Raw genomic sequence first — 22,866 nt, 5'->3', positions numbered from 1 at the left:
TGACTTAGAAAACCAGGCCCATGCGCCGTTCGTAACCGATCCGGCCCTTGTACGCTTCGCCGCTGTCGACATAGCCGTGCTTGGCGTACAGCGCGATGGCTGCGTCATTGTCGGCATCCACCGACAATTCCAGGCCCTTGATCTCCGGCCACGCCTGACGCGCAACTTCGGGGAGCGCTTGCAGACAGGCCTTGCCGTAACCCTTGCCCTGCGCGCGGCGATCAACCTGCAACGCATGCAATGTGGCGCTGTGTTCATCGGCCCAGGCCGGCAACACCGGCGGGCGTTTGAGCAGCAAAAACGCTACTGGGACGTCGTCTGCCAACAGGGCAAAACCCTTCACGCCTGGGCCGGGTTTCGACAGCAGGGTGTGCAAGGCACCATGGATATCACCGGAGAATTTGATCTGCTCGGCATGGATTTCGATCGCCTCGACTTGCTCACGCTGCAAGGCGTTGAGGCTGTCGTACGGCACGAGTTGGGCTGACACGGGAATTTCCTTTTTCCTACAAAGACGAGCCTCGGATTCTAGCGACTTTGTCTGCGCTGGAATTTTTTTGTTTCGACTGTCGATCTGCCCGTTTACCGAACGACTAAAGGTGTCTTCACAACAAAAACCACGGAGAACAGCATGAGCGCACAATCTGAAATCCAGACCCTGATCAACACCTATCGCGAAGCCGTCATGACCAAGGACGTAGAGAAAGTCATGGCGTTGTACGCCGACGACATCGTCTCCTTCGACGCGATCAAAGCCCTGCAATTCAAGGGCAAACCGGCCTACCGCGCGCACTGGGTCGACTGCATGGAAATGTGCCCCGGCCCACACATTTTCGAGTTCCACGAAATCGCCATCGAAAGCGCCGACAACATCGCCTTCGCGCACTGGGTGGCGAACTGCGGCGGCACCAATGAGAAGGGCGAAACCCAGAGCTGCTGGATGCGCGTCACCGCCTGCTACCGGCAGATTGGCGGGGCGTGGAAAATCGCCCACGAACACTGGTCGGCGCCATTCGATCCGATGAGCGGCGCGACGCTGTTCGATGTGACCCCCTGATCTTCAGCCATAGTTGATCCGTCCGATTCAGGAGAACGCCATGAAGTATTTATGCCTGGTCTACAGCGATGAACGCCTGCTGCATTCATCGCCCGACAGCCCGGAAGACGCCGAGTGCTGGGCTTATGCCGAGTCGATTCAGGGCAGCGGGCGGATGGTGGCCGCCGAGGCGCTGGAGTCGGTGCAGACCGCCACGACCGTCAGGATGCGCAACGGCAAACTGTCGATCACCGACGGCCCGTTCGCCGAAACCAAGGAGCAACTGGCCGGCTTCTACCTGATCGACGCCAAGGATCTCAACGAAGCGATCCAGCTCGCCGGCAACATTCCGGCGGCGCGGGTCGGCAGCGTTGAAGTGCGCCCGGTTCGACAGTTGAATGTCTGAGGTTCGAGCGCGGGTCGAGCAGGTCTATCGCGAAGACTCGCGGCGGATTCTGGCGACGCTGATTCGCCTGCTGGGTGATTTCGACCTCGCCGAAGAGGCCTTGCATGAGGCGTTCTTCGTCGCCGTCGAACGCTGGCAGCGTGACGGCGTGCCGGACAACCCGCGCACCTGGCTGGTGTCGACCGGGCGGTTCAAGGCGATTGACGTGTTGCGCCGGCGCGCGCGGTTCAAGGCCTCGCAACCCCTGTTGCTGGCGCAACTGCAAGAACTGGAACAGGCCGACTGGAGTGGCGAAGACGTGGAAGACGATCGTCTGCGACTGATCTTCACTTGCTGCCACCCGGCGTTGGCGGCGGATGCGCAAGTGCCGCTGACCTTGCGCGAAGTCTGCGACCTGACCACCGAGGAAATCGCCCGCGCCTTTCTCTCGGCGCCGGCGGCGATTGCCCAGCGTATCGTGCGGGCCAAAGCGAAGATTCGTGATGCAAAAATCCCTTATCAAGTGCCGAGCCTGAGCGAATTGCCAGAGCGACTCGACAGTGTGTTGCGGGTGATTTATCTAGTGTTCAACGAAGGGTATTCGGCGTCGGTCGGGGCTGAATTGACGCGTGAGGATCTGACGCGTGAGGCGATCAGGCTGGGGCGGTTGTTGATGGAGTTGCTGCCGGAGCCGGAGGTGATGGGATTGTTGGCGATGATGCTTTTGCACGAGTCGCGCCGTCCGGCGCGCACTTCGCCGAGTGGTGAACTGGTGCTGCTGGATGATCAGGATCGATCGTTGTGGGATAGCGAGTTGATAGCCGAAGGTTGTGCGCTGGTCGAGCGTGCGCTGACCACGCGGCGGTTTGGGCCTTATTGTCTGCAAGCGGCGATTGCCGCGGTGCATGCCGAAGCGCCGTCAGCGGCAGAAACCGATTGGGAGCAGATCGTTGGTTTGTATGACGTGCTGTTGCGCGCGGTGCCGTCGCCGGTGATCGAGTTGAATCGGGCGGTGGCGGTGGCCAAGCGTGATGGCGCGTTGGCCGGGTTGAATCTGATTGAAGGGATTTTGGCGCGGGGCGAGTTGCAGGATTATCACTTGGCGCATTCGGCGCGGGCGGAGTTTTGTCGGCAGTTGGGCAGAGTGGAAGAGGCGAGGGCGGCGTATTTGCGGGCGTTGGAGCTGACCCGGCAGGAGCCGGAGCGGCGGTTTATTGAAGGGCGGCTTTCGGCGCTGGAATCGCCCTCACCCTAGCCCTCTCCCAGGGGGAGAGGGGACCGATTGGGGGATGCTGTAGAAGTACGCCGACCTGAACGCTCAGCGGTGAATCCATGATCGAACCAAATTTCACGACCCTATATACCGCAGCAATCAATCCATAATCGACTCGGTCTTTCAGGTCGATGTACGACGCAAGACACCTCGGTCGGCCCCCTCTCCCTCCGGGCGGTCCGACGTTTCGGGAGGGCTGGGGTGAGGGGCTTTTGACTTCAGGCTTGCCAGCGATCGGCAGCGCCGCTATTCCAGCATCTTGCTCAACAACCAGCTCCCCGCCGGCCCCGGCGGATAAAGCCTCGACCACAAGGCATCGACAAACACCGGTTTCGGCCAGCCGCGTACGTTCAATTCCACCAGCAAATCATTGCCAAAGCGCTGCGCCAGCCAGCTCGGCAACGGCGCCCAGCCAAAACCCTTCTCGGCCATTTCCAGCAGCATCAGGTAACTCGGCGCCGACCACACGCGACCTTTGCCTCGACTGTCATACGGATTGACGATGGTCGCCAGACGCAATTCGCGATGCTGCTCGAGGATCTGCTGATCAATGTGATCAAGCTTGGCCAGCGCGTGGTCGCGATTGACGAACAAGGCGATTTCCGTGCGCTCGGCCACGGTTGAGGTGACCAGATCCGGCGGGTAGCTCTCTTGCATTTCGGCGAACGCCAGATGGGCACGACCACGCTGGACCAATTCAACCAGGTCATCGCATTCAGCGATCAGACATTCCAGCTCCAGATCCGGATAACGCTGCTCGAAGCCGACCAACGCCGCTTCAAACCGAGCCGACTGATAGGTGTCGGAAATCGCCACCGTCAGCTTCGGCTCGACGCCTTGGGACAACTGCCGCGCAGTCATTTCCAGACGACTGCTGGCCGCCAGAATCGCCTCGGCGCGTTGCAGCATCACATGCCCGGCCGGGGTCAGGGTCGGTTTGCGACTGCTGCGATCGAACAACAGCAGATCCAGATCGATCTCCAGACTGGCCACCGCCGCGCTGATGGTCGACTGGCTGCGCCCGAGCTTGCGCGCCGCTGCCGAAAACGAACCTTGGGTGGCGGCCTGGACAAATGCCAGCAGTACTTCCTGCGAGATCATCAACTATCGCCTTGATCGATGGTTATTGGTTATGAAGTATCGATATCAAGATAGATCATGGCAACCATCTTCACTCAAGGACTCGGGCCATGACTGCCAATAAATCCATCACTGAACGTATTTTCCAGGCCGTTGGTTTCGAACTGCTGGCCATCCTGATCTGCACACCGTTACTGGCGTGGATCATGCAAAAACCGATGCTTGAAATGGGCGCGGTGACCGTGTTGATCGCCTTGCTGGCGCTGGGTTGGAACGTGGTGTTCAACCGCTTCTTCGACCGCATGCTTGCGCGCATGAACGTGGCGCACAACGCTTGGGTGCGAGTGGTGCATGCGTTGCTCTTTGAGGGCGGCTTGATCGTGATGGGCGTGCCGCTGATTGCCTGGTGGCTGTCGGTCAGTCTGTGGCAGGCGTTTTTGCTTGACATCGGTGTGCTGCTGTTCTTCCTGCCGTACACCTATGTTTATCACTGGGGCTATGACGTAGTGCGTGAGCGCTTCATGACCCGTAACGCTTGTCAGGGCTAACCCCCATCTCCATGTAGGATCTGCCGCAGGCTGCGATTTTTTGATCTTGATTTTTAAGGGCAAGATCAAAACATCGCAGCCTGCGGCAGCTCCTACAAGGGAAAGTGTTTCAGCGTTGGTCAGAGGAACATGCCGCCGGATGCCTCAACCCGCTGGCCATTGATCCACTGTCCGCCCGGCGACAGCAGCAGCGCCAACGCTCCGCCAATGTCATCCGGCTTACCAGCACGGCCTAGCGCGGTGTTGCTGGCGACCATCGCATTCACTGCTGAGTTGTCGCGTACTGCGCCACCACCGAAGTCAGTTTCGATGGCGCCCGGAGCAAGAATGTTTACGCCAATCTGCCGTGCACCCAGCTCTTTGGCCTGATAACGGGTCAGCACTTCCATCGCGCCTTTCATCGCCGCATAAGCGCCGTAACCCGGCAGGCTGAAGCGGGTCAGGCCGCTGGAAATATTGATGATCCGCCCGCCGTCGTTGATCAGCGGCAGCAATTGCTGGGTCAGGAAGAACGGCCCTTTCAACTGGATGTTCATCAGCAGATCGAACTGCTCCGGCGTGGTTTCGGCGAACAGTGCATGCACACCGATCCCGGCATTGTTGATCAGGAAATCAAACCGCTGGCGCTCGAAGGTTTGCGCCAAGGCTTGCTCGACCTGCCCGGCAAACGCAGCAAAGCTCTCGCTGCGGCTGACGTCCAGTTGCAGCATCACGGCTTTGCCGCCAAGTGCTTGCACTTCGGCAACCAGCGCCTGCGCCTCATCAGCACGGCTGTGGTAAGTGCCGATAACGTCGATGCCCTGAGCGGCCAAGTGCAGCGCTGCGTTTTTGCCCAGGCCACGACTGGCGCCGGTGATCAATGCGATTTTGCGATTCATGGAAGCTTCCTCGATTGCGGTGAGTGATGATGGGATGAAGTTTATTTATCCGCCCTGAGGTGATAAACAGACTGAATCCGGAATCACTGGTCGGCTCGGCCGAACAATCCACAGGTGCCCCCATGAACAAACTGGAACTGCTGCGCACCTTTGTGCGGGTCAGTGAACTGTCGAGTTTCACCCTCGCTGGCGAGAACCTCGGGCTGCCCCGTTCAACGGTGTCCGAACACGTGCAAGCGCTGGAAGCCCTGCTCGGCACACGCCTGCTGCAACGCACCACGCGAAAGGTGCAGGCAACGCAGGACGGTCTGGTGTTGTACGAACGCAGCAAGGATCTGCTTTCGCACATGGACGAAATCGAGGGCTTATTCCGTCAGGATGAGGCCTCGCTGACCGGACGCATTCGGGTCGACATGCCGAACATTCTTGCGCGGCGCCTGATCATGCCGCGCCTGCCGCAGTTCATGGATCGCCACCCGAATCTGGAGCTGGAAATCAGCAGCACCGATCGCCGGGTTGATCTGCTTAGCGAAGGCTTCGATTGCGTGGTGCGTATCGGCGCGCAGCCGGATCAATCGGTGGTCGCGCGCCACCTCGGTGACTTTCCCATGGTTAACTGCGCTAGCCCTGCCTACCTTGAGCGCTACGGTGTGCCGCAGACCCTGGAAGATCTCGCGCAGCATCGGCTGGTGCATTACGTCGGCGTGCTCGGCTCGCGTTCGGAAGGGTTTGTGTACGAGGAAGACGGTCAGGTTAAACGCTTGCCGATGGCTGGCAGCATTACTGTCAACAGCACCGACGCTTACGAGTCGGCGTGCCTCGGTGGTTTCGGTCTAACTCAGGTACCGCGTACGGGTATGCAACCGCATCTGGATAACGGTGAACTGGTGACCGTGTTGCCGCAGTTCACGGCGCCGGCGATGGGGATTTCATTGTTGTATGCGCGGCAGCGGCATTTGCCGTTGCGGGTGCGGGTGTTCATGGATTGGCTCGGCGATCTGATCCGCTCCGCGCTCTGAACCTGAATACAAAACCAATGTGGGAGCGAGCTTGCTCGCGAAGAGGGCGTGTCAGTCAGTACTGAGTGGACTGATCCAGCGCTTTCGCGAGCAGGCTCGCTCCCACAAGGGCATTTGTGGAGGGTCAGAAGATCTGGGTGAACAGCCAGTAGAGGCTGCCCGACAGCAAGATGGCGGCGGGGAGGGTCAGCACCCACGCCATCAACAGATTGCGGATGGTCTTCATCTGCAACCCGCCACCGTTAGCGACCATGGTCCCGGCCACACCCGAAGACAACACATGCGTGGTCGACACCGGCAAACCAAACATGTCCGCCGCACCAATGGTCAGCATCGCCACGGTTTCCGCCGACGCACCCTGCGCATAGGTCAGGTGGGTCTTGCCGATCTTCTCGCCGACCGTCACCACAATCCGTTTCCAGCCAACCATGGTGCCCAGCCCCAGCGCGATGGCCACGGCGATCTTCACCCACAGCGGAATAAACCGCGTGGCGTTGTCGATCTGCTGTTTGAACAACTGCAGCTTGCCGCTGGTGTCTGCGTCGAAATTGCCGACCTTGTTCTTGTCCATCAGGCGAATGCTTTCGCTGGCCAGGTACATGTCGTTACGCACGTTGCCCATGGCTTCGGCCGGGACTTTCGCCAGCGAACCATAGCCTTTGACTTCTTCACCGATGTGCCCGGTGAGGGCGGCGAGCGCCGGGATAAGTTGCGGAGTAGGCTCTTTGCTGCGCACATAATCGGAGAGGATCGGACGCGGATCGGCGGGCGCTGGCAGCGGTGCACTTTTCACCAGCGCTTGCTGGGTGACTTGCGCCACAGCGGCGAACTGCAGCGATTGTTCTTCCGGCATGGTGCGGTTGAGTGCATAGGCCATTGGCAGCGTGCCGACCAGAATCAGCATGATCAGGCCCATGCCTTTCTGCCCGTCGTTGGAGCCGTGAGCGAAGGACACGCCAGTGCAGGTCAGAATCAGCAGACCGCGAATCCACCAAGGCGGTGGGGTATTACCCTTCGGGGCCTTGTACAGCGAGCGGTTCTTCACGAAGGCGCGCAACGCCAGCAACAACAGCGCCGCACAACCGAAACCCACCAGCGGCGACAACAGCAACGCATAACCGATCTTGGTCGCTTGCGCCCAATCGACGCCGCTGGTGCCATCGCGGCCATGCATCAAGGCATTGGCCACGCCGACACCGATGATCGAACCGATCAAGGTGTGCGAAGACGACGCCGGCAACCCCAGCCACCAAGTGCCGAGGTTCCACAGGATCGCCGCGATCAGCAGGGCGAAGATCATCGAGAAGCCGGCGGAAGAACCGACCTGCAGAATCAATTCCACCGGCAGCAAAGCGATGATGCCGAACGCTACCGCGCCACTCGAAAGCAGCACACCGAGGAAGTTGAAGAACCCCGACCAGACCACCGCGACATTCGGCGGCAGCGAGTGGGTATAGATCACCGTAGCGACGGCGTTGGCGGTGTCATGGAAACCGTTGACGAACTCGAAACCCAAGGCAATCAGCAGCGCCACGCCGAGCAGCAGGAATGGCGTCCAGGTGGTGACCACCGTGCCGAGTTCGTGCATGTCGTGCATCAGGCTGTAGGCGGTGAACAGCATCCCCATCGCCAGCACGGCGAAAAAGATCACGTAGGTGAATGGGCCGGTTTTCTTGTCGAGGGCAGGCCTGCTGCTGGCGGCGGACGCGGGGCTGGCGGTCAGGGAGGGAGTAGCCATGAGCGGACAATCCTGAGCGAGGGAAGGAATGTCGCCCATGATCGTTGCAGAATGTTACAGAGAGACTGCGCCATGTCAGTGTTTGCTTTATTAGTCCGACCACTGATCTAAAGAACGACCAAGATCCCCTGTGGGAGCGAGCCTGCTCGCGAAAGCGGCGTGTCATTCAACATGATGGCGTCTGACACTCAGTCTTCGCGAGCAGGCTCGCTCCCACAGGGGATCTGTGGTGGTAGTACATTCGGTGGTCAGTAATCGCCTCTTTTACGAAACGCCCAACGCCCGGCAATCACGGTAAACGTCGCCACCAGCGCGACCAGAATCCAGAACCCTTCGGGATCCTGCGACAACGGCACCCCACCCACATTCATCCCGAAAAAACCGGCAATGATGTTGATCGGCAACGCGAGCACAGTCACCACCGTCAGAGTAAACAGCGTGCGGTTGCTCTGTTCGTTGAGGTTGGCGGCGATCTCTTCCTGCAACAGTTTGATCCGTTCGCCGAGGGCGGTGAGGTCGTTGATGATCAGCGCAAATTCCTCGGTGGATTTGCGCAATTCCTTGACGTCCTCCTTCTGCAACCACGGCGGCGGCCGATTGAGCAAACGCAATAAAGAACCCGGCTCCAGCGCCAACAACCGTTGCAGCCGCACCAGCACGCGCCGGTTGGCACCGAGTTCGGCGCGATTGGTCGACAGCCGCGAGGAGAGCAATTCGTCCTCGACCTGATCAACACTCATGCTGGTCTTGCGCACGATCTGCGTCAGCACCTCACCCTGATCACGCAGCAGATGTACCAGCAGTTCCGAGGGCGAACGAAAGCGCTCGCCGGCCTTCACCGACGAGCGCAATTTGTCCACCGAGTGCAGCGGTTGCAGGCGCGCGCTGACGATCAGTTTGCTGCGCACGCAAACCCACAGCGTCGACACATCCGAAGACACCATGCTGCTGAGGTTGAACACTACATCGTTGACCACCGCCAACAACGCCGAATCGACATGCTCGATGCGCGTCGAACGCGAGCCTTCGTGCAGCGCCTCGAAAAATTCTTCGGGCAATTGCAGATGACTTTTCATCCAGCGCTCGCACGCCGCATGCGCCAGATTGAGGTGCAGCCAAAGAAATTCGCCACTGTCGCTGTCGTCCTGAAAACAGCGCAACGCCGTGGCCGAGTCGACCTCGCGGCCCCGTTCGCCGGGCAGGAAGCGATAGCCGTAGAGCAGGCCAAACAGATCAGGATCGCGATGACTGATATCGAGGCTGTGGTTCATGAAGGCTCGCTGCGAGGAGGGTGCGTCGGTGCGCAAATGGCAGGTTCACTGAGCCGCATCATCGCAATGTCACATGACGTTTATGTGACAGCAAAGTGACGTCAAATCAGCGACTTACCGACGGTCGGATTTTCTTCAAGAAGCGCTCTGGTGCGCCGATCACGCTTAGGTTACGTTGCGCGCGCTTGGCCATGAGCCAAGGCTCGCCGACATGGATGTCCGGCAAACTTTCACGCCTTACCGGGCGTGCCTCATCCTTGTTCTGAGTATCTTTCGATGCTGCAAAAATCCTTGAGAGCGCAAATTCTCGCCCTGCTGAGCGGCAGCCTGCTGGCGGTGCTGTTGATCGCGCTGGCCTGTTTTCATTTCCTGTCCAACGGCGTGCAAAGCTACAGCCAGTTGATTGCCGGTCCTTTGCACACGTCGCAATTGATCGATGAGGCCAACCTGCAATTCAAGGTGCAGGTGCAGGAGTGGAAAAACGTTTTGCTGCGCGGCAAGCAACCGGCGGATCTGGCCAAATATTGGGGCCAGTTCGAAGATCGTCAGCGCGATGTGCAGAACATCCTCGGTGAACTGGCCAGCCAGAAAGGCATTGAGCCGAGCCTGAAAAGCCGCATCGAACGTTTGCGTGATGAGCATCGTCAACTCGGTTCCGCTTACCAGAAGGGCCGCGACGCCTACGTGGCGGCCGGTGGGGATCCGACGGCGGGTGACGCGGCGGTCAAAGGCGTCGATCGTGCCGCCAGCGATCAGATGAGCGAACTGGTCGCCGAGTTGCGCAAGCAGGGTAGCGCGCAGTCGGCGCTGATCAGTGCCGAGGCTGATCGCACTGTGTGGCTGGGGCTGCTGGTGATGCTCGCGTCGGGTCTGCTGATCGGTTTGTTGAGCCTGTGGCTGGTCAACCGTAACCTGGTCGAGCCGATTCGCAAACTCATTGATTACGTCACGCAGTTGAGCCGCGGCAAACTCGCTGAACGTGTGGTCAGCAACCGTCAGGATGAGCTGGGCAACCTCGCCGCAGCGGCCAACACCCTGCGCGACTTCCTCGCCGAAACCTTCACTCGTCTGCAGCGCAGCGCCAGTGATCTGGACAGCGCCAGCGGCGAGTTGAACGCGATCGCCACGACCATGGCCGGCGGCACCAACGAGCAGTTCAACCGCACCGATCAGGTGGCCACGGCGATGAACGAAATGTCCGCCACTGCGCAGGAAGTGGCCCGCCACGCCGCTGATGCTGCGCGTGCTGCTGACGATGCTGACCAGTCCGCCCAACAGGGTGAGAAGGTCATGCAGAGCACCATCCATTCGATCACGCAGATGCGCGGTGAAATCGCCAATACCGCGACCGTCATTCGTCGTCTGGAAGCTGATAGCGGCCGTATCGGCAAGGTGCTGGAAGTGATTCGCGGCATCGCCGAGCAGACCAACCTGCTGGCGCTCAACGCCGCGATTGAAGCGGCGCGCGCCGGTGAAGCCGGGCGTGGTTTTGCCGTGGTTGCCGATGAAGTGCGCAACCTCGCACAGCGCACCGCCGAGTCGATCATCGAGATCAACCAGATCATTCAGAGCGTGCAGACCGGTGCGGTGGACGCGGCGCAAGCCATCGACAGCGGCCAGACGCGCAGTGACGAAAGCGTCGAGCAGGTGACCCAGGCCGGCGCGATGCTGGAACGCATCACCCACGCCGTGGAAGCGATCCGCGACATGAACCGTCAGATCGCCACCGCTGCTGAAGAGCAGACCTCGGTGGCCGAGGACATCTCGCGCAACCTCACCGAGATCACCTCGATCGCCAGCACCAACCTCGACAACGTGCAGCGCACCGAAAGCGCCAGCCAGAACCTGCACAGCCTGTCGGGGCAACTGAACGAAGTCACCGCTCGCCTGAGCGCCTGACGCCATCGACTGTGTACCGGTTCGGATACCGAGTCGGTACACAGTCGATCTCAAATTGATGCGGCCAGTGTCGATGACCGGTTATCTATAACCGGCATTGGAGCCTTTCCATGGTCAGCATCACTTCAGTTTCGATCAATCAGACCGTCACGACACCCACCAGCAAAACCGCAATCAGCGACGTCGGTGACGATACCTCAAGCACGGCAGCCGCCAGCACTGGCGTGAAAGCGGACACCAGCAAAGTGGCTGCGGGCGGTGGTGCGGCACCGGCGGGTGACAGCGATACCAGCAGTGAAGAATCGGATTCGGTGAAAGAACTGCGCAAGCAGATTGCCGAGTTGCAGAAGCAATTGCAGGAGGAGCAGCAAGCGCTGCAAGCGGCGCAGGCGAAGCAGGAAAGTTCTGATGCCAAGGCTGCCGAAGTAGCCGCCGCACAGGCGCAGATCACCGCTACCTCGGCTTCCCTGTCTACCGCCACAGCCTCGCTGTTGCAGGCCTTGCAGGATTCTGACTCGAGCACCTCGGGTTCGCTGGTCAGCACCTCGGTGTGATGCCCTTTTCCCTCACCCTAACCCTCTCCCAAAGGGAGAGGGGACTGACCTGGGTGCACTATTCGAGTTACGCCGACCTGAAATATCGAGTCGAACTCAGGTCTTGAATAACCCCCGATCGGCTCCCTTTCCCCTCACCCTAGCCCTCTCCCAGAGGGAGAGGGGACTGACCGTGGTGACTATTTGAGCTACGCCGACCTGAAATATCGAGGCGCACTCAGGTCTTGAATAGCCCGCGGTCTGCTCCCTTTCCCTCGCCCCCTTGGGGGAGAGGGCTGGGGTGAGGGGGAGAAAATCTCACTGGCAACACATCAACCAAGCCAAACACCAGACACAAAAAAAGCCGCACGATCTTTCAATCGTGCGGCTTTTGGTGGTGCGTTCAATCAAGTGTCTTGCTTGTTGCTCAACACCTTGCCAGTGGTGGCGTCGAAGTCGACATCCCATTCAGTACCATCGGCCAAACGCAGTTCAACTTCATACTCATAACCATTGAAGTGGTTATCCAGGTCGGTGTCAGTAATAGTCGCACCCGGATGCAGTTTCAGTGCTTCGGCGTTCATCGACTCCAGCGACTTGATCTTGCCCGACTTAACCAGTTCAGGAATCTGGTCAACGCGAACATCAGCCTGGGCCAGGCCAGCGGTGAGAGTCAGGGCAGCGGCAGTAAACAGTGCAGTCAAAGTTTTCATCGGTTCGTTCCTTGGGGTGATTCGTTTAAGTGGCCTCAGGTTAACCGCCACAACTTAACTTAGCCTTAAAACGCCAAACCCAAACGAAACGGGCAAGCCATGCACCTGCACAGAACCTGTGGGAGCCTGGCTTGCCCGCGATGAAGGCGCCTCGATTTCAGATCAGAAGCCGTTGTTCTTCAGCACCTGATCAACACTGCCAACCGCCGGGCGTTTGTAGAACTTCAACAGTTCGCTGGCGCGGTTGGTGAAGATACCGTCGACACCCGCCGCCATGACTTTCTCGAAGTCTACCGGCTCGTCGACGGTGTAGACGTGCACCAGCATGCCCTGATCGTGGGTGTATTTATTCATCCACGGTTGCACCAGATCCGAATAGCTCTGATCGCCGCCCTTGCTCAGCTTCGCCGACGGGCCGGTGCCGATCGCACCTTGCGCCTTGGCGTAATCCACCCATTGCTTGAATTCGGCTTCAGACTTCGGCTCTTGTTTACCGTAGAAAACGTTTTTGTCCTTTTCGCCGGATTCGGCAAACGTCACTTTCGACTTCGGCTCGATGCTGCCTTCTCCAACCCACAGCAGGAGGATTTTCGGCACTTGCGGCATTTCTTTTTCCAGCAGTTCGAGGCTGTTCTTCTCAAATGTTTGCAGAATCACTTTGCCTTTGCCCTGACCGACGCCCAGCGCGCTTTTCGCCAGTTTCGAACCGGCCGGGCTCAGCCAGCCGCGATCCTGCAGTTTTTCCTTGAGGTCTTTCTCGATCCCCGGAAACAGCTGCGGCTCTTTGGTCTCGATGTACAGGCCCGGTTTGTGTTGCGGGTTGGCCTGGGCGATGTCGATGATTTCATCGAGGGTCAGAATTTTCAGCCCGGCATAGGACGGGCGGGCGCGATCCGGGTATTTGGTGTTGAACCAGCTGCCGGCGTCGAGGGTTTTCAGTTCGGCCATGGTGAACGCGGTGGCCGAGGCGTCCTTGCGCTCCGGAAACTTGGTCGCAACGTCAGTGGTGCGTTGCAGGTTGTCGTCGTGCAGGGCGAACAACACGCCGTCCTTGCTGCGCTGCAAATCCATTTCCAGGTAATCGGCACCCAGATCCCGCGCCAGTTTGTACGAGGCAGCGGTGGATTCCGGCGCATCGAAAGACGCGCCACGGTGAGCGATCACTGCTGGATGCGGAATGCCGTTGGCGGCAGCGACCGCATCGGGATCGGCGTGGCTGGCGGCGTGCGCCTGACCGAGGCCGAGCAGCAGGCTCAGGACCAGAGCGCTTTTGGTGAAAGTAGCGGGCATGTTCGAGTTCCTTTCGCAGGGCATTTTCAAAGACGTATCTTTTAGCAACTGAATCGATTGCGTGCTATCGCAGGACCGACATAAACGTATTAAAAGCGATTTTTCCTGCACTTTTGTGGCGCTGTTTGCAGTACGCTTGCCCACGGCAGACGCTCCGGCAGAGGGCGCGCCGCTCCGTTGCCCTGCGTGTAAACCATCGATCATCTTTCGTGAGGTTTACCATGCGCATCACCTCCCAACTCATCTGCCAGGCCGCCGACGATCTCAAGGGATTTGTCGGCCTTAACCGCAAAACCGGCCAATACATCGTGCGCTTCAGCGAAGATTCGTTCGGCATGGACGTGGCCGATGACGGCATTATTCCTGTGAACGAATTCGTCTGGGCGCCGGCGACAGCGCAGACCATGACGCTTAAACGCGAGTTGATTCAGTTGTTGCTGGATCAGAATATTGATGACCGGATCAACATCACCGAGCCGTTGCGCGTTTATATGAGCAAGGTTGAAGTGCCGGAGATTGTCGCGGTGCGGAGTCTGGTGCGGGGCTGAAGTTTTGCTGTGAGGGTGAGGGCCTCTTCGCGAGCAGGCTCGCTCCCACATGGGAACCGTGGTGTTCACAAATCCCCTGTGGGAGCGAGCTTGCTCGCGAAGGCGGCTGCCAATGCGCTGCCATTTTATGACCCGAACCGATACTCACGCTCAACCCGACACACTCGCGTATGAAACGCCGAATACCACTCCAAACGCCCACGCTCCTGAATCACCCGATGCTCAGGATTCCGCCGCCACGCCAGAATCGCCGCTTCGCTGTCCCAGTACGACACCGTAATCCCGACACCATCCGCTCCTCGAACCGACTCCACCCCAAGGAACCCCGGCTGCTCACTGACCAACGCAGCCATGCGCTCAGCCGCCTCGGCATAGCCGTTGTCACCCTCGGTGCGAGTCGAGGTAAAAATCACCGCAAAGCAGGCAGTCATCAACGTAACTCCGCACAAGCTTCAACAAACGCGCGTACCAGCGGTGGCATCTGCCCTTTGAGGGCGGCACGTTCAGGTTGAAACAACGTCGCGACAAAGAATCGGTGATCCTTGAGTTCAAGCGCGCGCAAATCTCCCGCTGAATCATGACCCACGGCGTGTAGCCGATCGTTCAACAGTTGCCGTTCGAACAGCGGATTCACACCAAAGCGGCAGCGATAACCTTCACGAATCTGCGACGTTTCGTACGCCTTGGCGATCAACGATCCGGGCAGCAGATGAATACTGTCCACCGCTTCGACCAGCGAACAGGTCAACGGAGTGAGTACCGCGCGTTCAGAGTCGGGCGATGTTTCACCATGCTCGGCATCCTCCCAGCCCAACACGTTGCGGGAAAACTCCAGCACCGCATGCTGAAAACCGCCGCAGGTGCCGAGGAAAGGGCGCTGCTGCTCGCGGGCAAAACGGATCGCTCGCAGTGCGCCGTCTTCACTTTTGTAAGGGCTGGCGGGGACGCACCAGAAACCGTCGAACCGCTCGAGCGGCGTATCGGCGTGGATCCGGTCGGTGGGCAACCATTCGAGTTGCACGTTGCGGTCGAGGTGTTCGGCGACCAGCCCGAGGGCGACGGGGATGGCTTGGTGAGCGGTGACTTGCGGGTCGTAGTCGCCGATCAGGGCGATACGGAGGGCGCTGTTTTCCATGGGGGTTCCCTGCGCTTGTTGATTGATGGCACTCACTATAGATTGGCGTTCACGCACTCAACATTGGCGTTTGCCCAAGTGATCAATGCAGCGACGCACTACCAGCTCGACTTCCCCGACTTGGCCCTGATTCTTGCCTTGGTGCGAGGCGGCTCTCTGGCCCGCGCTTCACAGCTGTTGAAGGTCGACGTTTCGACAGTGTTCCGCGCCGTGCGCCGTCTCGAAGCTGCACTCGGTCAGCAACTGTTCGAAAAAAGCCGCGCCGGTTACCTGCCGACGACGTTGGCACAGACACTGGCCGAGCAAGCCGAACGCGCCGAACAGGCACTGGAGGCCGCGCGCATTGGCGTGGAGCAGGGCGGCGAAGTGGTCAGCGGCACGGTGCGCCTGACTTGCACCGATTCGGTGTTGCAGGGTTTGCTGCTGCCGGCTCTAGCCCGGTTCATGCCGAATTACCCGGCGTTGACCATCGAACTGAGCACCTCCAACGATTTCGCCAACCTCAGTCGCCGCGATGCCGACATCGCCCTGCGCCTGACGCGTACACCGCCCGAGCATCTGGTCGGACGGCAACTGGCGAAGATTTCCTACCGGGTCTGTGCCAGTACGCGCTATCTGCAGAATGTCGATGCTTCGGATCTGACGACGTTGACCTGGATCGCCCCGGACGACTTTCTACCCGATCATCCGACGATTGCCTGGCGTCGCCAGCACCTGCCCGGCGTGACACCGGGCTATCGCTGCAACAGCATGTTGTCGGTGACAGAGCTGGTTCGCGCGGGCCTCGGCGTGGCGGCGTTACCGGACTTTCTGATTACCGAGGGTGTGCAGGCGTTGAGCGAGCCGCTGCATGGTTATGACACCGCGCTGTGGCTGCTGACCCGCCCGGATTGCCGGGCGTTGCGCTCGGTGGTGACGTTGTTCGATGAGTTGGGGCGTGCGCTGCGTTTGTCGTGATCAGCGCTGCGGGTTCTGGCGCATGTGATCGTGCAACTCGCTGGTCAGGCTGGCGATGCGTTCGGTGAGGTTTTTGGTCATCTCGGTGAGGCGGGTGTTCTGCTCCAGCAGCTCAAGCAGTTGCGCGGTGTTCTTCGCCGCCTGGGCCTGACGCTCGGTGTTGGCTTGTGCCAAGGCTTCACGGTGTTGCGCATCGGCATCCGCCTGCGCCTTGTCGCGCGCGGTCTGACGGGTTTGTGCGAGCAGAATCAGCGGCGCGGCGTAGGCCGATTGCAGGCTGAAGGCGAGGTTCAACAGGATGAACGGGTAAACATCGAAAGTGGTCACGCCAAACACGTTCAGGCAGACCCACAACAGCACAATCAAGGTTTGCGCGCCGAGGAACATTGGCGTGCCGAAGAACCGCGCAAACGCCTCGGCGCGCAGGGCGAAGGTATCGTTGCCGAAAGTGGTGTTGAGGTGGGCGTGGGGGCGGTGGAAGCGCAGGTGATCGATGGGAGCTGTTTCAGGCGATACGGGTTTTTCAGTGGTCATGGTGCACTCGGCAGGGCGTGGGACGTGTAGTCACTATAGCCCTGCGTTGTGGCGACCGGCCCCTTCGCGAGCAAGCTCGCTCCCACAGGTAGCCGGGGTATTCACAAATATTGTGATCAACCTAACCCCTGTGGGAGCGAGCCTGCTCGCGAAGGCGACGACGCGGTCTACCTGCCTTGCACAAGCCTTAACCCGGCGCCCGCTCATTGGCAAACATGCTCACCGCATCCACCGCCTCACTGGCGCCATCACGAATCTGCAAGATCACCGTGCCCGCTTGATTCGCCAATTCGACCCCTTCAGCTGCGCGACCCCGGGTGCCTTCCATACTCTTGATGGCCTGGCGGGTTTCGCTCTGGATCAAACCGATCATGGTGGATATCTCCGCCGTCGAGCCGCTGGTACGCCCCGCCAGCAGGCGCACCTCGTCGGCAACCACGGCAAATCCGCGTCCCTGTTCGCCGGCGCGCGCGGCCTCAATGGCGGCGTTGAGCGCCAGCAGATTGGTCTGGTCGGCAATCGAGCGGATGGTGTTGACGATGGCGGTGATCTGCTCGGAGCGTTCACCGAGTTGCGCAATCAACGTTGAAGACTGGGCAATGTCCTCGGCAATTTCGCGCATTTCGCTGGCGGCCTGCTGGATGACTTGCGTGCCTTGCTCGGCGACTTTCCGCGTCGCCACCGAGATGTGATAAGCCGCGCTGGCACTGCGCGCGTCCTGCTCGTGTTGCTCGACGCGGGCGGTCACATCAGAAGCGAACTTCACCACTTTGCACAAGCGCCCGGCGGCGTCGTAAACCGGGTTGTAGTTGGCCTCAAGCCACACGGTTTGCCCGCGTTTATCCACACGTTCGAACTGACCCTGGAAAAGCTCGCCCTGATTCAAACGCCGCCAGAAATCCTGATAGGCGCTGCTGTTGACCAGTTCCGGCGTGCAGAACAAACGGTGATGTTTACCTTTCAGCTCGGCGAGGGTGTAACCCATGCGCGTCAGAAAATTCTGATTGGCCGTGAGAATACTTCCGTCGAGGTTGAATTCGATGACCGCCATAGCCCGGTCAATCGCCTGCAACTTGGCGTTGGCTTCACTTTCCTGCTGCACCTTGGCGGTCACGTCCATGGCGTACTTGACCACTTTCACCACACGACCCGAGGCATCCTTGATCGGGTTGTAACTGGCTTCCAGCCAGATCGGCTGGCCCTTGCTGTCGACCCGTTCAAACGTACCGGATTTGAACTCGCCGTTTTTCAGGCGTGACCACAACTCAGTGTATTGAGCACTGCGCCCGAACTCCGACGTGCAGAAGCGCCGGTGAGGCTGGCCAATGGCTTGTTCGGCGGTGTAACCCATGGTCTTGAGAAAGTTGTCATTGGCACGCAGCACCACGCCATCGAGGTCGAACTCGATTACCGCCATTGAGCGATTGATCGCATCGAGCAGGCCGGCTTGTTCGGTGAGGGTGCGCTGAAGATCGTCGACGACGGTTTTGTGGCGATTGAAGAACATGTTCGCAGTACTCAGGAAGTGGGGAGGATCGAGGATTCAGTCCCTATTTCCGCGCCGGCAGACCGAATGCGCGGACGGCATTCGGCAATGACTGCTCAATGCCAGCATTCCATAGCTGGCAGATGGCTACTTATACAAAACTTCATAAAGTTGTACAAGAAAGTAATTGTTTGTAATTTTGTATAACTTTTTGGCCTTCGGCGTTGTCCGCCGCGGTCCTGGTCAAGGCAATGATGATGGTGTTGAGGCCCTTGCGTTTAGCGGGTAGAGCGCTTTATCGGCATTGTCCAGCCAGTCGATGGCATCCTTGTACAAGGATTGATAACGCGCCAAACCGATACTAAGGCCCACTCGCAACTCTGGCACCTGTGGATGACAACATGAATTCAATGCTTGACCCAACGCTCCATCAAGCCTCAAGCCCTCGAGCCGCGGCAACTGGCAGGTCATGCAGAGCTGGTTACAGAGGAGGGCGGATTAACGTTGATAGCAGGCGAGAAACATTTCCAGTGCCGATTCGGCGACGGTGTTCTGCATCTCGATATCAAGGGCTGCGCGGCCCATCGACATCTGCGGCCAGAAGCCAAACGTTTTGAGCAAACCTTGTACTTGATGTGCGGCGAATTCCGGATCGACGGCTTTCAGCCTCCCGTCCGCCTGCGCGGCGCGAATCCACACGGTCAGGCCTTCCTCGCGTTCGCCCATTCGCTCCACCATATTCTGCGCGCGCTCCGGCGAATGAATGGTCGCAGCAATTGCCACTCGGGCCAGGGTCAGAAAGTTTTCGTCGGCCATCAACTGCACTTTGGCCTGAAGCATTTGCCGCAACTGCTCACGTAGAGGCTGATCGCGGTTATAGACGACCGATTGCTCGGCGCTGATTCGTGCCCACAACTGGTTGAGAATTTCGGCGAACAGCTCTTCTTTGCTGGGGAAATGGTTGTACACCGTGCGCTTGGAAACACCGGCGGTGGCCGCGATTTTGTCCATGCTGGTGACTTCGAAACCGTTGGCACGGAATTCGGCAATCGCCGCCTGAATAATGGCTTCGCGTTTACGGTCGGTGAGGCGCTGTGGAGCTGTCATAAGTACGCTTCGGCAGAGAAAAAATGAAATTACACTCGGCAGTTTACTTGTCATCCACTTTGATGCAACCTAGAAACTACACCGCTCAGTGTAATGTTGCGTTAATCCTCGCAACCTAAAAGACAGAAGTTCGGCCTATGCGTGCAGCTTTGGCCATTTATCGTCCCATCGTGGAAAAACCGCGAATTGCGCGGTTTTTCTGGAGTCATTCAGTCATGGCCAATCCAGTTTCGATCCCGGATCACACATCCACGCCTGAAGCCTCGCGGCAGCATCAGGGGCTGTTTCGCAACCACGCACCCGTGCAACGCGAAGGTGTGCGCAAAATGCTGCGGATCATGTGGAACATGATTTTCCACAAACCGCGCAACACCCGGCCCGCAGCGCCTATTCCAGTGCAAGCGTTGACCCGGGAAGCGTTGCTGGCAGCGCCCAACCATAGCGTCTATCGCCTCGGTCACTCGACCTTGCTGCTGAAACTGCGCGACAAATTCTTCATCACCGACCCGGTCTTCGCCGAGCGCGCATCGCCGGTGCAGTGGGCCGGGCCGAAACGTTTCCACCAGCCACCGATCAGCATCGACCAGTTGCCGCCGATCGAAGCGGTGATCCTGTCGCACAACCATTACGACCACCTCGATTACCAGGCCGTGCTCAGACTGGCCGCCAAGACCAACCTGTTCCTGACCCCGCTGGGCGTCGGCGACACGCTGATCAAATGGGGTATCGATGCCAGTAAAGTCCGTCAGTACGATTGGTGGCAGGGCGCAGAGATTGCCGGCATCCGTTTCGTCGCTACACCGTCTCAGCACTTTTCCGGCCGTGGCCTGTTCGATGGCAACAGCTCCCTGTGGGCGTCCTGGGTGATGATCGACGGCGACACACGGATTTTCTTCAGCGGCGACAGTGGCTACTTCGACGGCTTCAAACGCATCGGTGAACAATACGGCCCGTTCGACCTGACCCTGATGGAAACCGGCGCCTACAACGTCGAATGGCCGCACGTGCACATGCAGCCCGAAGAAACCCTGCAAGCGCACATCGACCTCAAGGGCCGCTGGCTCTTCCCGATCCACAACGGCACCTTCGACTTGGCGATGCACGCCTGGCACGAACCGTTCGACCGGATTCTGGCACTGGCGTGGGAACGCAGTATTTCCATTACCACGCCGCAGATGGGGCAGGCGTTTAACATCGCTCAACCGCAACGCGGGGAGGCGTGGTGGTTGGCGGTTGAAGGGGAGAGTGAGGCGGTGGTGCAGGAGGCCTGATGGCTCATTCCGCCGGGCGAGTCCTGATGCGGATGGGCCGTTTAACTATATGAATTAGCGATTATTTGTGTCGGAAAAATCCGCTTACCTTTGTAGTGGCTACAAGTCAGGATGACTTTTCCTACTGTATGCGGTCTGTTTTGCCGACAGCTCTTTCCTACGTCCTCGGTAGGCTGTGTCGCGAGTGAATGACTCACCCGTGCATAGCCTAAACAAGGACGATAAATATGAAACACCGCTTTAAACACCGCTTGAATCAACTGGCGCTGGCCATCGTTTTGCCGATGGCCGTGATAAACGCTGCCGTCGCGGCCGATGCCCTGGAGTACGCAAGCGTCAGTGAGCTTGGCAAACTGATGGCCGACAATGAGTTGACCGCCGTCGCCTTGGTCGAGCATTTGACTGAGCGAATGGCCAGCCTGGACAAACAAGTCCCAACGCTCAATGCAGTTATCGAGTTGAACCCGCAAGCCGTTGAAATCGCCACGGCTCTTGATCAGGAGCGCGCGCAAGGCCAGATCCGTGGCCCGCTGCACGGCATTCCGGTGCTGCTCAAAGACAGCATCGATACGGCGGACATGCTGCAAACCAGCGCGGGCTCTTTGGCGATGGTGGGTCAGCCTGCGAGCAGGGATGCCTTCATCGTTGAACAACTGCGTGAGGCTGGGGCGATCGTCTTGGGCAAAACCAATATGAGCGAATGGGCTTATGTGCGTGACATGGAACTGCCCCATGGCTGGAGCGGCCGAGGCGGTCAGAGTAAAAACCCTCATGTACTGAGTGAGGGCGTCTGTGGTTCCAGCTCGGGTTCGGCGGTTGCCGTTGCAGCGGGTTTCGCGCCGCTGTCCATCGGCACCGAAACCAATGGTTCGATTACTTGCCCGGCCACGGCCAACGGTGTGGTCGGGGTCAAACCGACGCTGGGATTGTTCAGTCGGTCCGGTATCGTGCCAATCACGCGCCTGCAAGATACACCCGGCACATTGACCCGCTCCGTTCGCGATGCCGCGCTGATGTTCAACGTGCTGCAAGGCATGGATTCTGCTGATGCCGCCACAGCGGGAGCGCCTCAGGGCATTGATTACACCGCGCTGCTCGCCAACGATGCCTTGAACGGTAAACGCATCGGTTACCCGATCGCGTATACAGGCTCCCATGGCGCGAGGTTGACGCCGAGTTTTGAGTTCCTGATGGCGATGGCCACGATGCAAGAGCTGGGCGCGACGCTTGTTCCTCTGACGATGCGCTTGCCCGACATGGGGGACTACTTCACGGGGTTGATGGGTGGCATGAAACATGAGCTGCCCGAATATCTCGCCAGTCGAACCGGACTGCCAGTCCAGTCGTTGCAGGAACTGATCGACTTCAACACGCTAAATCCCGGCCATGATGGCTACGGTCAATCGATGCTGGAAGCAATCAATGCGCTGTCGACCACACATCAGGAAGCAACGGTAATCATTGAGGCCCTTAACGCGGCCTTCAAGGAGGCCATCGACGAGCAACTGCGTGAGCACAATCTCGATGCTTTGGTTTCCGAAGACGACGGTTTCTCACAGTTTTCTGCTGCTGTCGCGAGCTATCCCGCGATTACTCTGCCATCGGGTATGAACGGCGATGGGTTGCCGACTTCCGTGTTCTTTTTTGGTCCGCGCTGGAGTGAACCGCAATTGCTGGCCATGGCTTACAGCTATGAACAGGAATCGCAGCACCTGCAGCATCCGGCGTTCAAATAACGGCTGACAAAAGCGGCATCGCTCTTCCGGGACGATGCCGTTTTTGCCTTGAGAAATTCGTCGCAGGCACAGCGTTTAATCAATCATCGCAAAATCCGCATGCCCTGCCGATTGCCGAGCCACGCTCACCGAGCGCCCCGGCGCAAACCCGGGAAAGAACACCAGCCCCTGCGCCTCGAACCGGTAAGCCAACGCCAGTCGCGCCGCATCCGCGACATCCTGCTGCGCTTCAAAGCGTTGAATGTCTTCAACCGAAACCTCAGCCTCCCGCGAGAGCTGTTCCGCGCTCCAGCCCAGCATCGCTCGGGCCTGGACGCAGTGCGTTGGGGTGAACTGGAAAAGGGCAATGCGTTCGAGGATGTGGTTCATCGCAAGAGAGGCCATGGTGTGCTCCGGGCTCAAGAGTGCTGATTGAAAATGTACTGTGTT

General features: G+C 59.1%; 23 protein-coding genes and 2 pseudogenes. 11 read left to right on the top strand and 14 right to left on the bottom strand.

Going from position 1 to position 22,866, the window contains the following annotated elements:
- Positions 1 to 4: 4 nt before the first annotated feature.
- On the bottom strand, positions 5 to 490 hold the full coding sequence (locus ACRRSD_RS08305; RefSeq protein ID WP_122853978.1) for a GNAT family N-acetyltransferase: 486 nt from the start codon (positions 488 to 490) through the stop codon (positions 5 to 7).
- Between the two features lie 141 nt (positions 491 to 631).
- On the opposite strand from ACRRSD_RS08305, the gene ACRRSD_RS08300 reads away from it, so the two are divergent.
- The 3 genes from ACRRSD_RS08300 to ACRRSD_RS08290 are packed head-to-tail and all read left to right on the top strand — an operon-like array spanning position 632 to position 2,676.
- A complete protein-coding gene (locus ACRRSD_RS08300) occupies positions 632 to 1,057 on the top strand; it encodes a YybH family protein (protein WP_435037766.1) in 426 nt (141 codons plus the stop codon).
- A 40-nt stretch (positions 1,058 to 1,097) separates the two neighbouring features.
- Positions 1,098 to 1,442, top strand: coding sequence for a YciI family protein (locus ACRRSD_RS08295; RefSeq protein WP_400753401.1), 345 nt, complete (start codon positions 1,098 to 1,100; stop codon positions 1,440 to 1,442).
- Positions 1,435 to 2,676: an RNA polymerase sigma factor gene (locus ACRRSD_RS08290; protein WP_435037765.1), complete on the top strand. Its 1,242-nt coding sequence runs from the start codon at positions 1,435 to 1,437 to the stop codon at positions 2,674 to 2,676. The genes ACRRSD_RS08295 and ACRRSD_RS08290 overlap by 8 nt, the downstream gene beginning before the upstream one ends.
- A 264-nt stretch (positions 2,677 to 2,940) precedes the next feature.
- Here the strand turns inward: ACRRSD_RS08290 and ACRRSD_RS08285 are convergent, their stop codons facing one another.
- Complete coding sequence (locus ACRRSD_RS08285; protein ID WP_435037764.1) at positions 2,941 to 3,795, bottom strand: LysR family transcriptional regulator; 855 nt, start codon at positions 3,793 to 3,795, stop codon at positions 2,941 to 2,943.
- An 89-nt stretch (positions 3,796 to 3,884) separates the two neighbouring features.
- On the opposite strand from ACRRSD_RS08285, the gene ACRRSD_RS08280 reads away from it, so the two are divergent.
- Positions 3,885 to 4,322: a multidrug/biocide efflux PACE transporter gene (locus tag ACRRSD_RS08280; RefSeq protein ID WP_435037763.1), complete on the top strand. Its 438-nt coding sequence runs from the start codon at positions 3,885 to 3,887 to the stop codon at positions 4,320 to 4,322.
- Between the two features lie 119 nt (positions 4,323 to 4,441).
- On the opposite strand, the gene ACRRSD_RS08275 is transcribed toward ACRRSD_RS08280, so the two are convergent.
- Entirely contained in the window at positions 4,442 to 5,200 is a 759-nt protein-coding gene (locus ACRRSD_RS08275) for an SDR family NAD(P)-dependent oxidoreductase (protein WP_435037762.1), read from the bottom strand.
- 122 nt (positions 5,201 to 5,322) lie between these two features.
- Here ACRRSD_RS08275 and ACRRSD_RS08270 point away from each other — a divergent pair, with 122 nt between their 5' ends.
- Positions 5,323 to 6,219: a LysR family transcriptional regulator gene (locus ACRRSD_RS08270; protein WP_435037761.1), complete on the top strand. Its 897-nt coding sequence runs from the start codon at positions 5,323 to 5,325 to the stop codon at positions 6,217 to 6,219.
- A gap of 124 nt (positions 6,220 to 6,343) precedes the next feature.
- Here ACRRSD_RS08270 and ACRRSD_RS08265 read toward each other — a convergent pair whose 3' ends face one another.
- Entirely contained in the window at positions 6,344 to 7,957 is a 1,614-nt protein-coding gene (locus ACRRSD_RS08265; protein WP_435037760.1) for an inorganic phosphate transporter, read from the bottom strand.
- Between the two features lie 248 nt (positions 7,958 to 8,205).
- On the bottom strand, positions 8,206 to 9,228 hold the full coding sequence (locus tag ACRRSD_RS08260) for a transporter (RefSeq protein ID WP_435037759.1): 1,023 nt from the start codon (positions 9,226 to 9,228) through the stop codon (positions 8,206 to 8,208).
- Positions 9,229 to 9,504: 276 nt separating this feature from the next.
- On the opposite strand from ACRRSD_RS08260, the gene ACRRSD_RS08255 reads away from it, so the two are divergent.
- Positions 9,505 to 11,127 (top strand): methyl-accepting chemotaxis protein, encoded by a 1,623-nt coding sequence (locus ACRRSD_RS08255; RefSeq protein WP_435037758.1) that lies wholly within the window; start codon positions 9,505 to 9,507, stop codon positions 11,125 to 11,127.
- Between the two features lie 110 nt (positions 11,128 to 11,237).
- Positions 11,238 to 11,681, top strand: a complete 444-nt coding sequence (locus ACRRSD_RS08250; RefSeq protein WP_435037757.1) for a hypothetical protein — start codon at positions 11,238 to 11,240, stop codon at positions 11,679 to 11,681.
- A gap of 386 nt (positions 11,682 to 12,067) precedes the next feature.
- Here the strand turns inward: ACRRSD_RS08250 and ACRRSD_RS08245 are convergent, their stop codons facing one another.
- Both ACRRSD_RS08245 and ACRRSD_RS08240 read right to left on the bottom strand, forming a co-directional pair.
- Positions 12,068 to 12,373 carry a PepSY domain-containing protein gene (locus ACRRSD_RS08245; protein ID WP_150652099.1) on the bottom strand — a complete coding sequence of 102 codons (306 nt, stop codon included), beginning with the start codon at positions 12,371 to 12,373 and terminating at the stop codon, positions 12,068 to 12,070.
- Positions 12,374 to 12,535: 162 nt separating this feature from the next.
- Positions 12,536 to 13,663 (bottom strand): glycerophosphodiester phosphodiesterase, encoded by a 1,128-nt coding sequence (locus ACRRSD_RS08240; protein WP_435037756.1) that lies wholly within the window; start codon positions 13,661 to 13,663, stop codon positions 12,536 to 12,538.
- Positions 13,664 to 13,884: 221 nt separating this feature from the next.
- Here ACRRSD_RS08240 and ACRRSD_RS08235 point away from each other — a divergent pair, with 221 nt between their 5' ends.
- On the top strand, positions 13,885 to 14,211 hold the full coding sequence (locus ACRRSD_RS08235) for a DUF2025 family protein (RefSeq protein WP_108227136.1): 327 nt from the start codon (positions 13,885 to 13,887) through the stop codon (positions 14,209 to 14,211).
- 125 nt (positions 14,212 to 14,336) lie between these two features.
- Here the strand turns inward: ACRRSD_RS08235 and ACRRSD_RS08230 are convergent, their stop codons facing one another.
- Together ACRRSD_RS08230 and ACRRSD_RS08225 are read right to left on the bottom strand one after the other, a co-directional pair.
- Positions 14,337 to 14,642 (bottom strand): antibiotic biosynthesis monooxygenase family protein, encoded by a 306-nt coding sequence (locus tag ACRRSD_RS08230; RefSeq protein WP_435037755.1) that lies wholly within the window; start codon positions 14,640 to 14,642, stop codon positions 14,337 to 14,339.
- Positions 14,642 to 15,346, bottom strand: a complete 705-nt coding sequence (locus tag ACRRSD_RS08225) for a CTP synthase C-terminal region-related (seleno)protein (RefSeq protein WP_435037754.1) — start codon at positions 15,344 to 15,346, stop codon at positions 14,642 to 14,644. Before ACRRSD_RS08225 ends, ACRRSD_RS08230 begins: the two co-directional genes overlap by 1 nt.
- Before the next feature lie 15 nt (positions 15,347 to 15,361).
- Between ACRRSD_RS08225 and ACRRSD_RS08220 the strand changes: the two genes are divergently transcribed.
- Positions 15,362 to 16,303: a LysR family transcriptional regulator gene (locus ACRRSD_RS08220; RefSeq protein ID WP_435037753.1), complete on the top strand. Its 942-nt coding sequence runs from the start codon at positions 15,362 to 15,364 to the stop codon at positions 16,301 to 16,303.
- Here ACRRSD_RS08220 and ACRRSD_RS08215 read toward each other — a convergent pair whose 3' ends face one another.
- From ACRRSD_RS08215 to ACRRSD_RS08200, 4 genes and pseudogenes are all read right to left on the bottom strand, one after another.
- Positions 16,304 to 16,837, bottom strand: coding sequence for a DUF1003 domain-containing protein (locus tag ACRRSD_RS08215; RefSeq protein WP_435037752.1), 534 nt, complete (start codon positions 16,835 to 16,837; stop codon positions 16,304 to 16,306).
- Between the two features lie 187 nt (positions 16,838 to 17,024).
- Positions 17,025 to 17,462, bottom strand: a pseudogene (locus ACRRSD_RS08210) (methyl-accepting chemotaxis protein); the annotation flags it as partial.
- Positions 17,463 to 17,570: 108 nt separating this feature from the next.
- Positions 17,571 to 18,254 (bottom strand): annotated as a pseudogene (locus ACRRSD_RS08205) (PAS domain-containing protein); the annotation flags it as partial.
- 567 nt (positions 18,255 to 18,821) lie between these two features.
- Positions 18,822 to 19,430, bottom strand: a complete 609-nt coding sequence (locus ACRRSD_RS08200; protein WP_435037751.1) for a TetR/AcrR family transcriptional regulator — start codon at positions 19,428 to 19,430, stop codon at positions 18,822 to 18,824.
- A 215-nt stretch (positions 19,431 to 19,645) separates the two neighbouring features.
- Between ACRRSD_RS08200 and ACRRSD_RS08195 the strand changes: the two genes are divergently transcribed.
- Together ACRRSD_RS08195 and ACRRSD_RS08190 are read left to right on the top strand one after the other, a co-directional pair.
- Positions 19,646 to 20,701, top strand: a complete 1,056-nt coding sequence (locus ACRRSD_RS08195) for an MBL fold metallo-hydrolase (RefSeq protein WP_435037750.1) — start codon at positions 19,646 to 19,648, stop codon at positions 20,699 to 20,701.
- 227 nt (positions 20,702 to 20,928) lie between these two features.
- Positions 20,929 to 22,437, top strand: a complete 1,509-nt coding sequence (locus tag ACRRSD_RS08190; RefSeq protein ID WP_435037749.1) for an amidase family protein — start codon at positions 20,929 to 20,931, stop codon at positions 22,435 to 22,437.
- 75 nt (positions 22,438 to 22,512) lie between these two features.
- Here ACRRSD_RS08190 and ACRRSD_RS08185 read toward each other — a convergent pair whose 3' ends face one another.
- Complete coding sequence (locus ACRRSD_RS08185) at positions 22,513 to 22,821, bottom strand: XRE family transcriptional regulator (RefSeq protein ID WP_435037748.1); 309 nt, start codon at positions 22,819 to 22,821, stop codon at positions 22,513 to 22,515.
- Positions 22,822 to 22,866: the final 45 nt, after the last annotated feature.

The organism is Pseudomonas neuropathica, from assembly GCF_051174785.1.
Taxonomy (GTDB): domain Bacteria; phylum Pseudomonadota; class Gammaproteobacteria; order Pseudomonadales; family Pseudomonadaceae; genus Aquipseudomonas; species Aquipseudomonas neuropathica_A.
The sequence above is the reverse complement of the archived record's forward strand: the minus strand, read 5'-3'. Positions and strand labels throughout refer to the sequence as shown.

Excerpts from the sequence above, each read along its gene's own strand:
- ACRRSD_RS08300 (WP_435037766.1), top strand. The coding sequence starts at position 632 with ATGAGCGCACAATCTGAAATCCAGACCCTGATCAACACCTATCGCGAA.
- ACRRSD_RS08295 (WP_400753401.1), top strand. The coding sequence starts at position 1,098 with ATGAAGTATTTATGCCTGGTCTACAGCGATGAACGCCTGCTGCATTCA.
- ACRRSD_RS08290 (WP_435037765.1), top strand. The coding sequence starts at position 1,435 with ATGTCTGAGGTTCGAGCGCGGGTCGAGCAGGTCTATCGCGAAGACTCG.
- ACRRSD_RS08285 (WP_435037764.1), bottom strand. The coding sequence starts at position 3,795 with ATGATCTCGCAGGAAGTACTGCTGGCATTTGTCCAGGCCGCCACCCAA.
- ACRRSD_RS08280 (WP_435037763.1), top strand. The coding sequence starts at position 3,885 with ATGACTGCCAATAAATCCATCACTGAACGTATTTTCCAGGCCGTTGGT.
- ACRRSD_RS08275 (WP_435037762.1), bottom strand. The coding sequence starts at position 5,200 with ATGAATCGCAAAATCGCATTGATCACCGGCGCCAGTCGTGGCCTGGGC.
- ACRRSD_RS08270 (WP_435037761.1), top strand. The coding sequence starts at position 5,323 with ATGAACAAACTGGAACTGCTGCGCACCTTTGTGCGGGTCAGTGAACTG.
- ACRRSD_RS08265 (WP_435037760.1), bottom strand. The coding sequence starts at position 7,957 with ATGGCTACTCCCTCCCTGACCGCCAGCCCCGCGTCCGCCGCCAGCAGC.
- ACRRSD_RS08260 (WP_435037759.1), bottom strand. The coding sequence starts at position 9,228 with ATGAACCACAGCCTCGATATCAGTCATCGCGATCCTGATCTGTTTGGC.
- ACRRSD_RS08255 (WP_435037758.1), top strand. The coding sequence starts at position 9,505 with ATGCTGCAAAAATCCTTGAGAGCGCAAATTCTCGCCCTGCTGAGCGGC.
- ACRRSD_RS08250 (WP_435037757.1), top strand. The coding sequence starts at position 11,238 with ATGGTCAGCATCACTTCAGTTTCGATCAATCAGACCGTCACGACACCC.
- ACRRSD_RS08245 (WP_150652099.1), bottom strand. The coding sequence starts at position 12,373 with ATGAAAACTTTGACTGCACTGTTTACTGCCGCTGCCCTGACTCTCACC.
- ACRRSD_RS08240 (WP_435037756.1), bottom strand. The coding sequence starts at position 13,663 with ATGCCCGCTACTTTCACCAAAAGCGCTCTGGTCCTGAGCCTGCTGCTC.
- ACRRSD_RS08235 (WP_108227136.1), top strand. The coding sequence starts at position 13,885 with ATGCGCATCACCTCCCAACTCATCTGCCAGGCCGCCGACGATCTCAAG.
- ACRRSD_RS08230 (WP_435037755.1), bottom strand. The coding sequence starts at position 14,642 with ATGACTGCCTGCTTTGCGGTGATTTTTACCTCGACTCGCACCGAGGGT.
- ACRRSD_RS08225 (WP_435037754.1), bottom strand. The coding sequence starts at position 15,346 with ATGGAAAACAGCGCCCTCCGTATCGCCCTGATCGGCGACTACGACCCG.
- ACRRSD_RS08215 (WP_435037752.1), bottom strand. The coding sequence starts at position 16,837 with ATGACCACTGAAAAACCCGTATCGCCTGAAACAGCTCCCATCGATCAC.
- ACRRSD_RS08200 (WP_435037751.1), bottom strand. The coding sequence starts at position 19,430 with ATGACAGCTCCACAGCGCCTCACCGACCGTAAACGCGAAGCCATTATT.
- ACRRSD_RS08195 (WP_435037750.1), top strand. The coding sequence starts at position 19,646 with ATGGCCAATCCAGTTTCGATCCCGGATCACACATCCACGCCTGAAGCC.
- ACRRSD_RS08190 (WP_435037749.1), top strand. The coding sequence starts at position 20,929 with ATGAAACACCGCTTTAAACACCGCTTGAATCAACTGGCGCTGGCCATC.
- ACRRSD_RS08185 (WP_435037748.1), bottom strand. The coding sequence starts at position 22,821 with ATGGCCTCTCTTGCGATGAACCACATCCTCGAACGCATTGCCCTTTTC.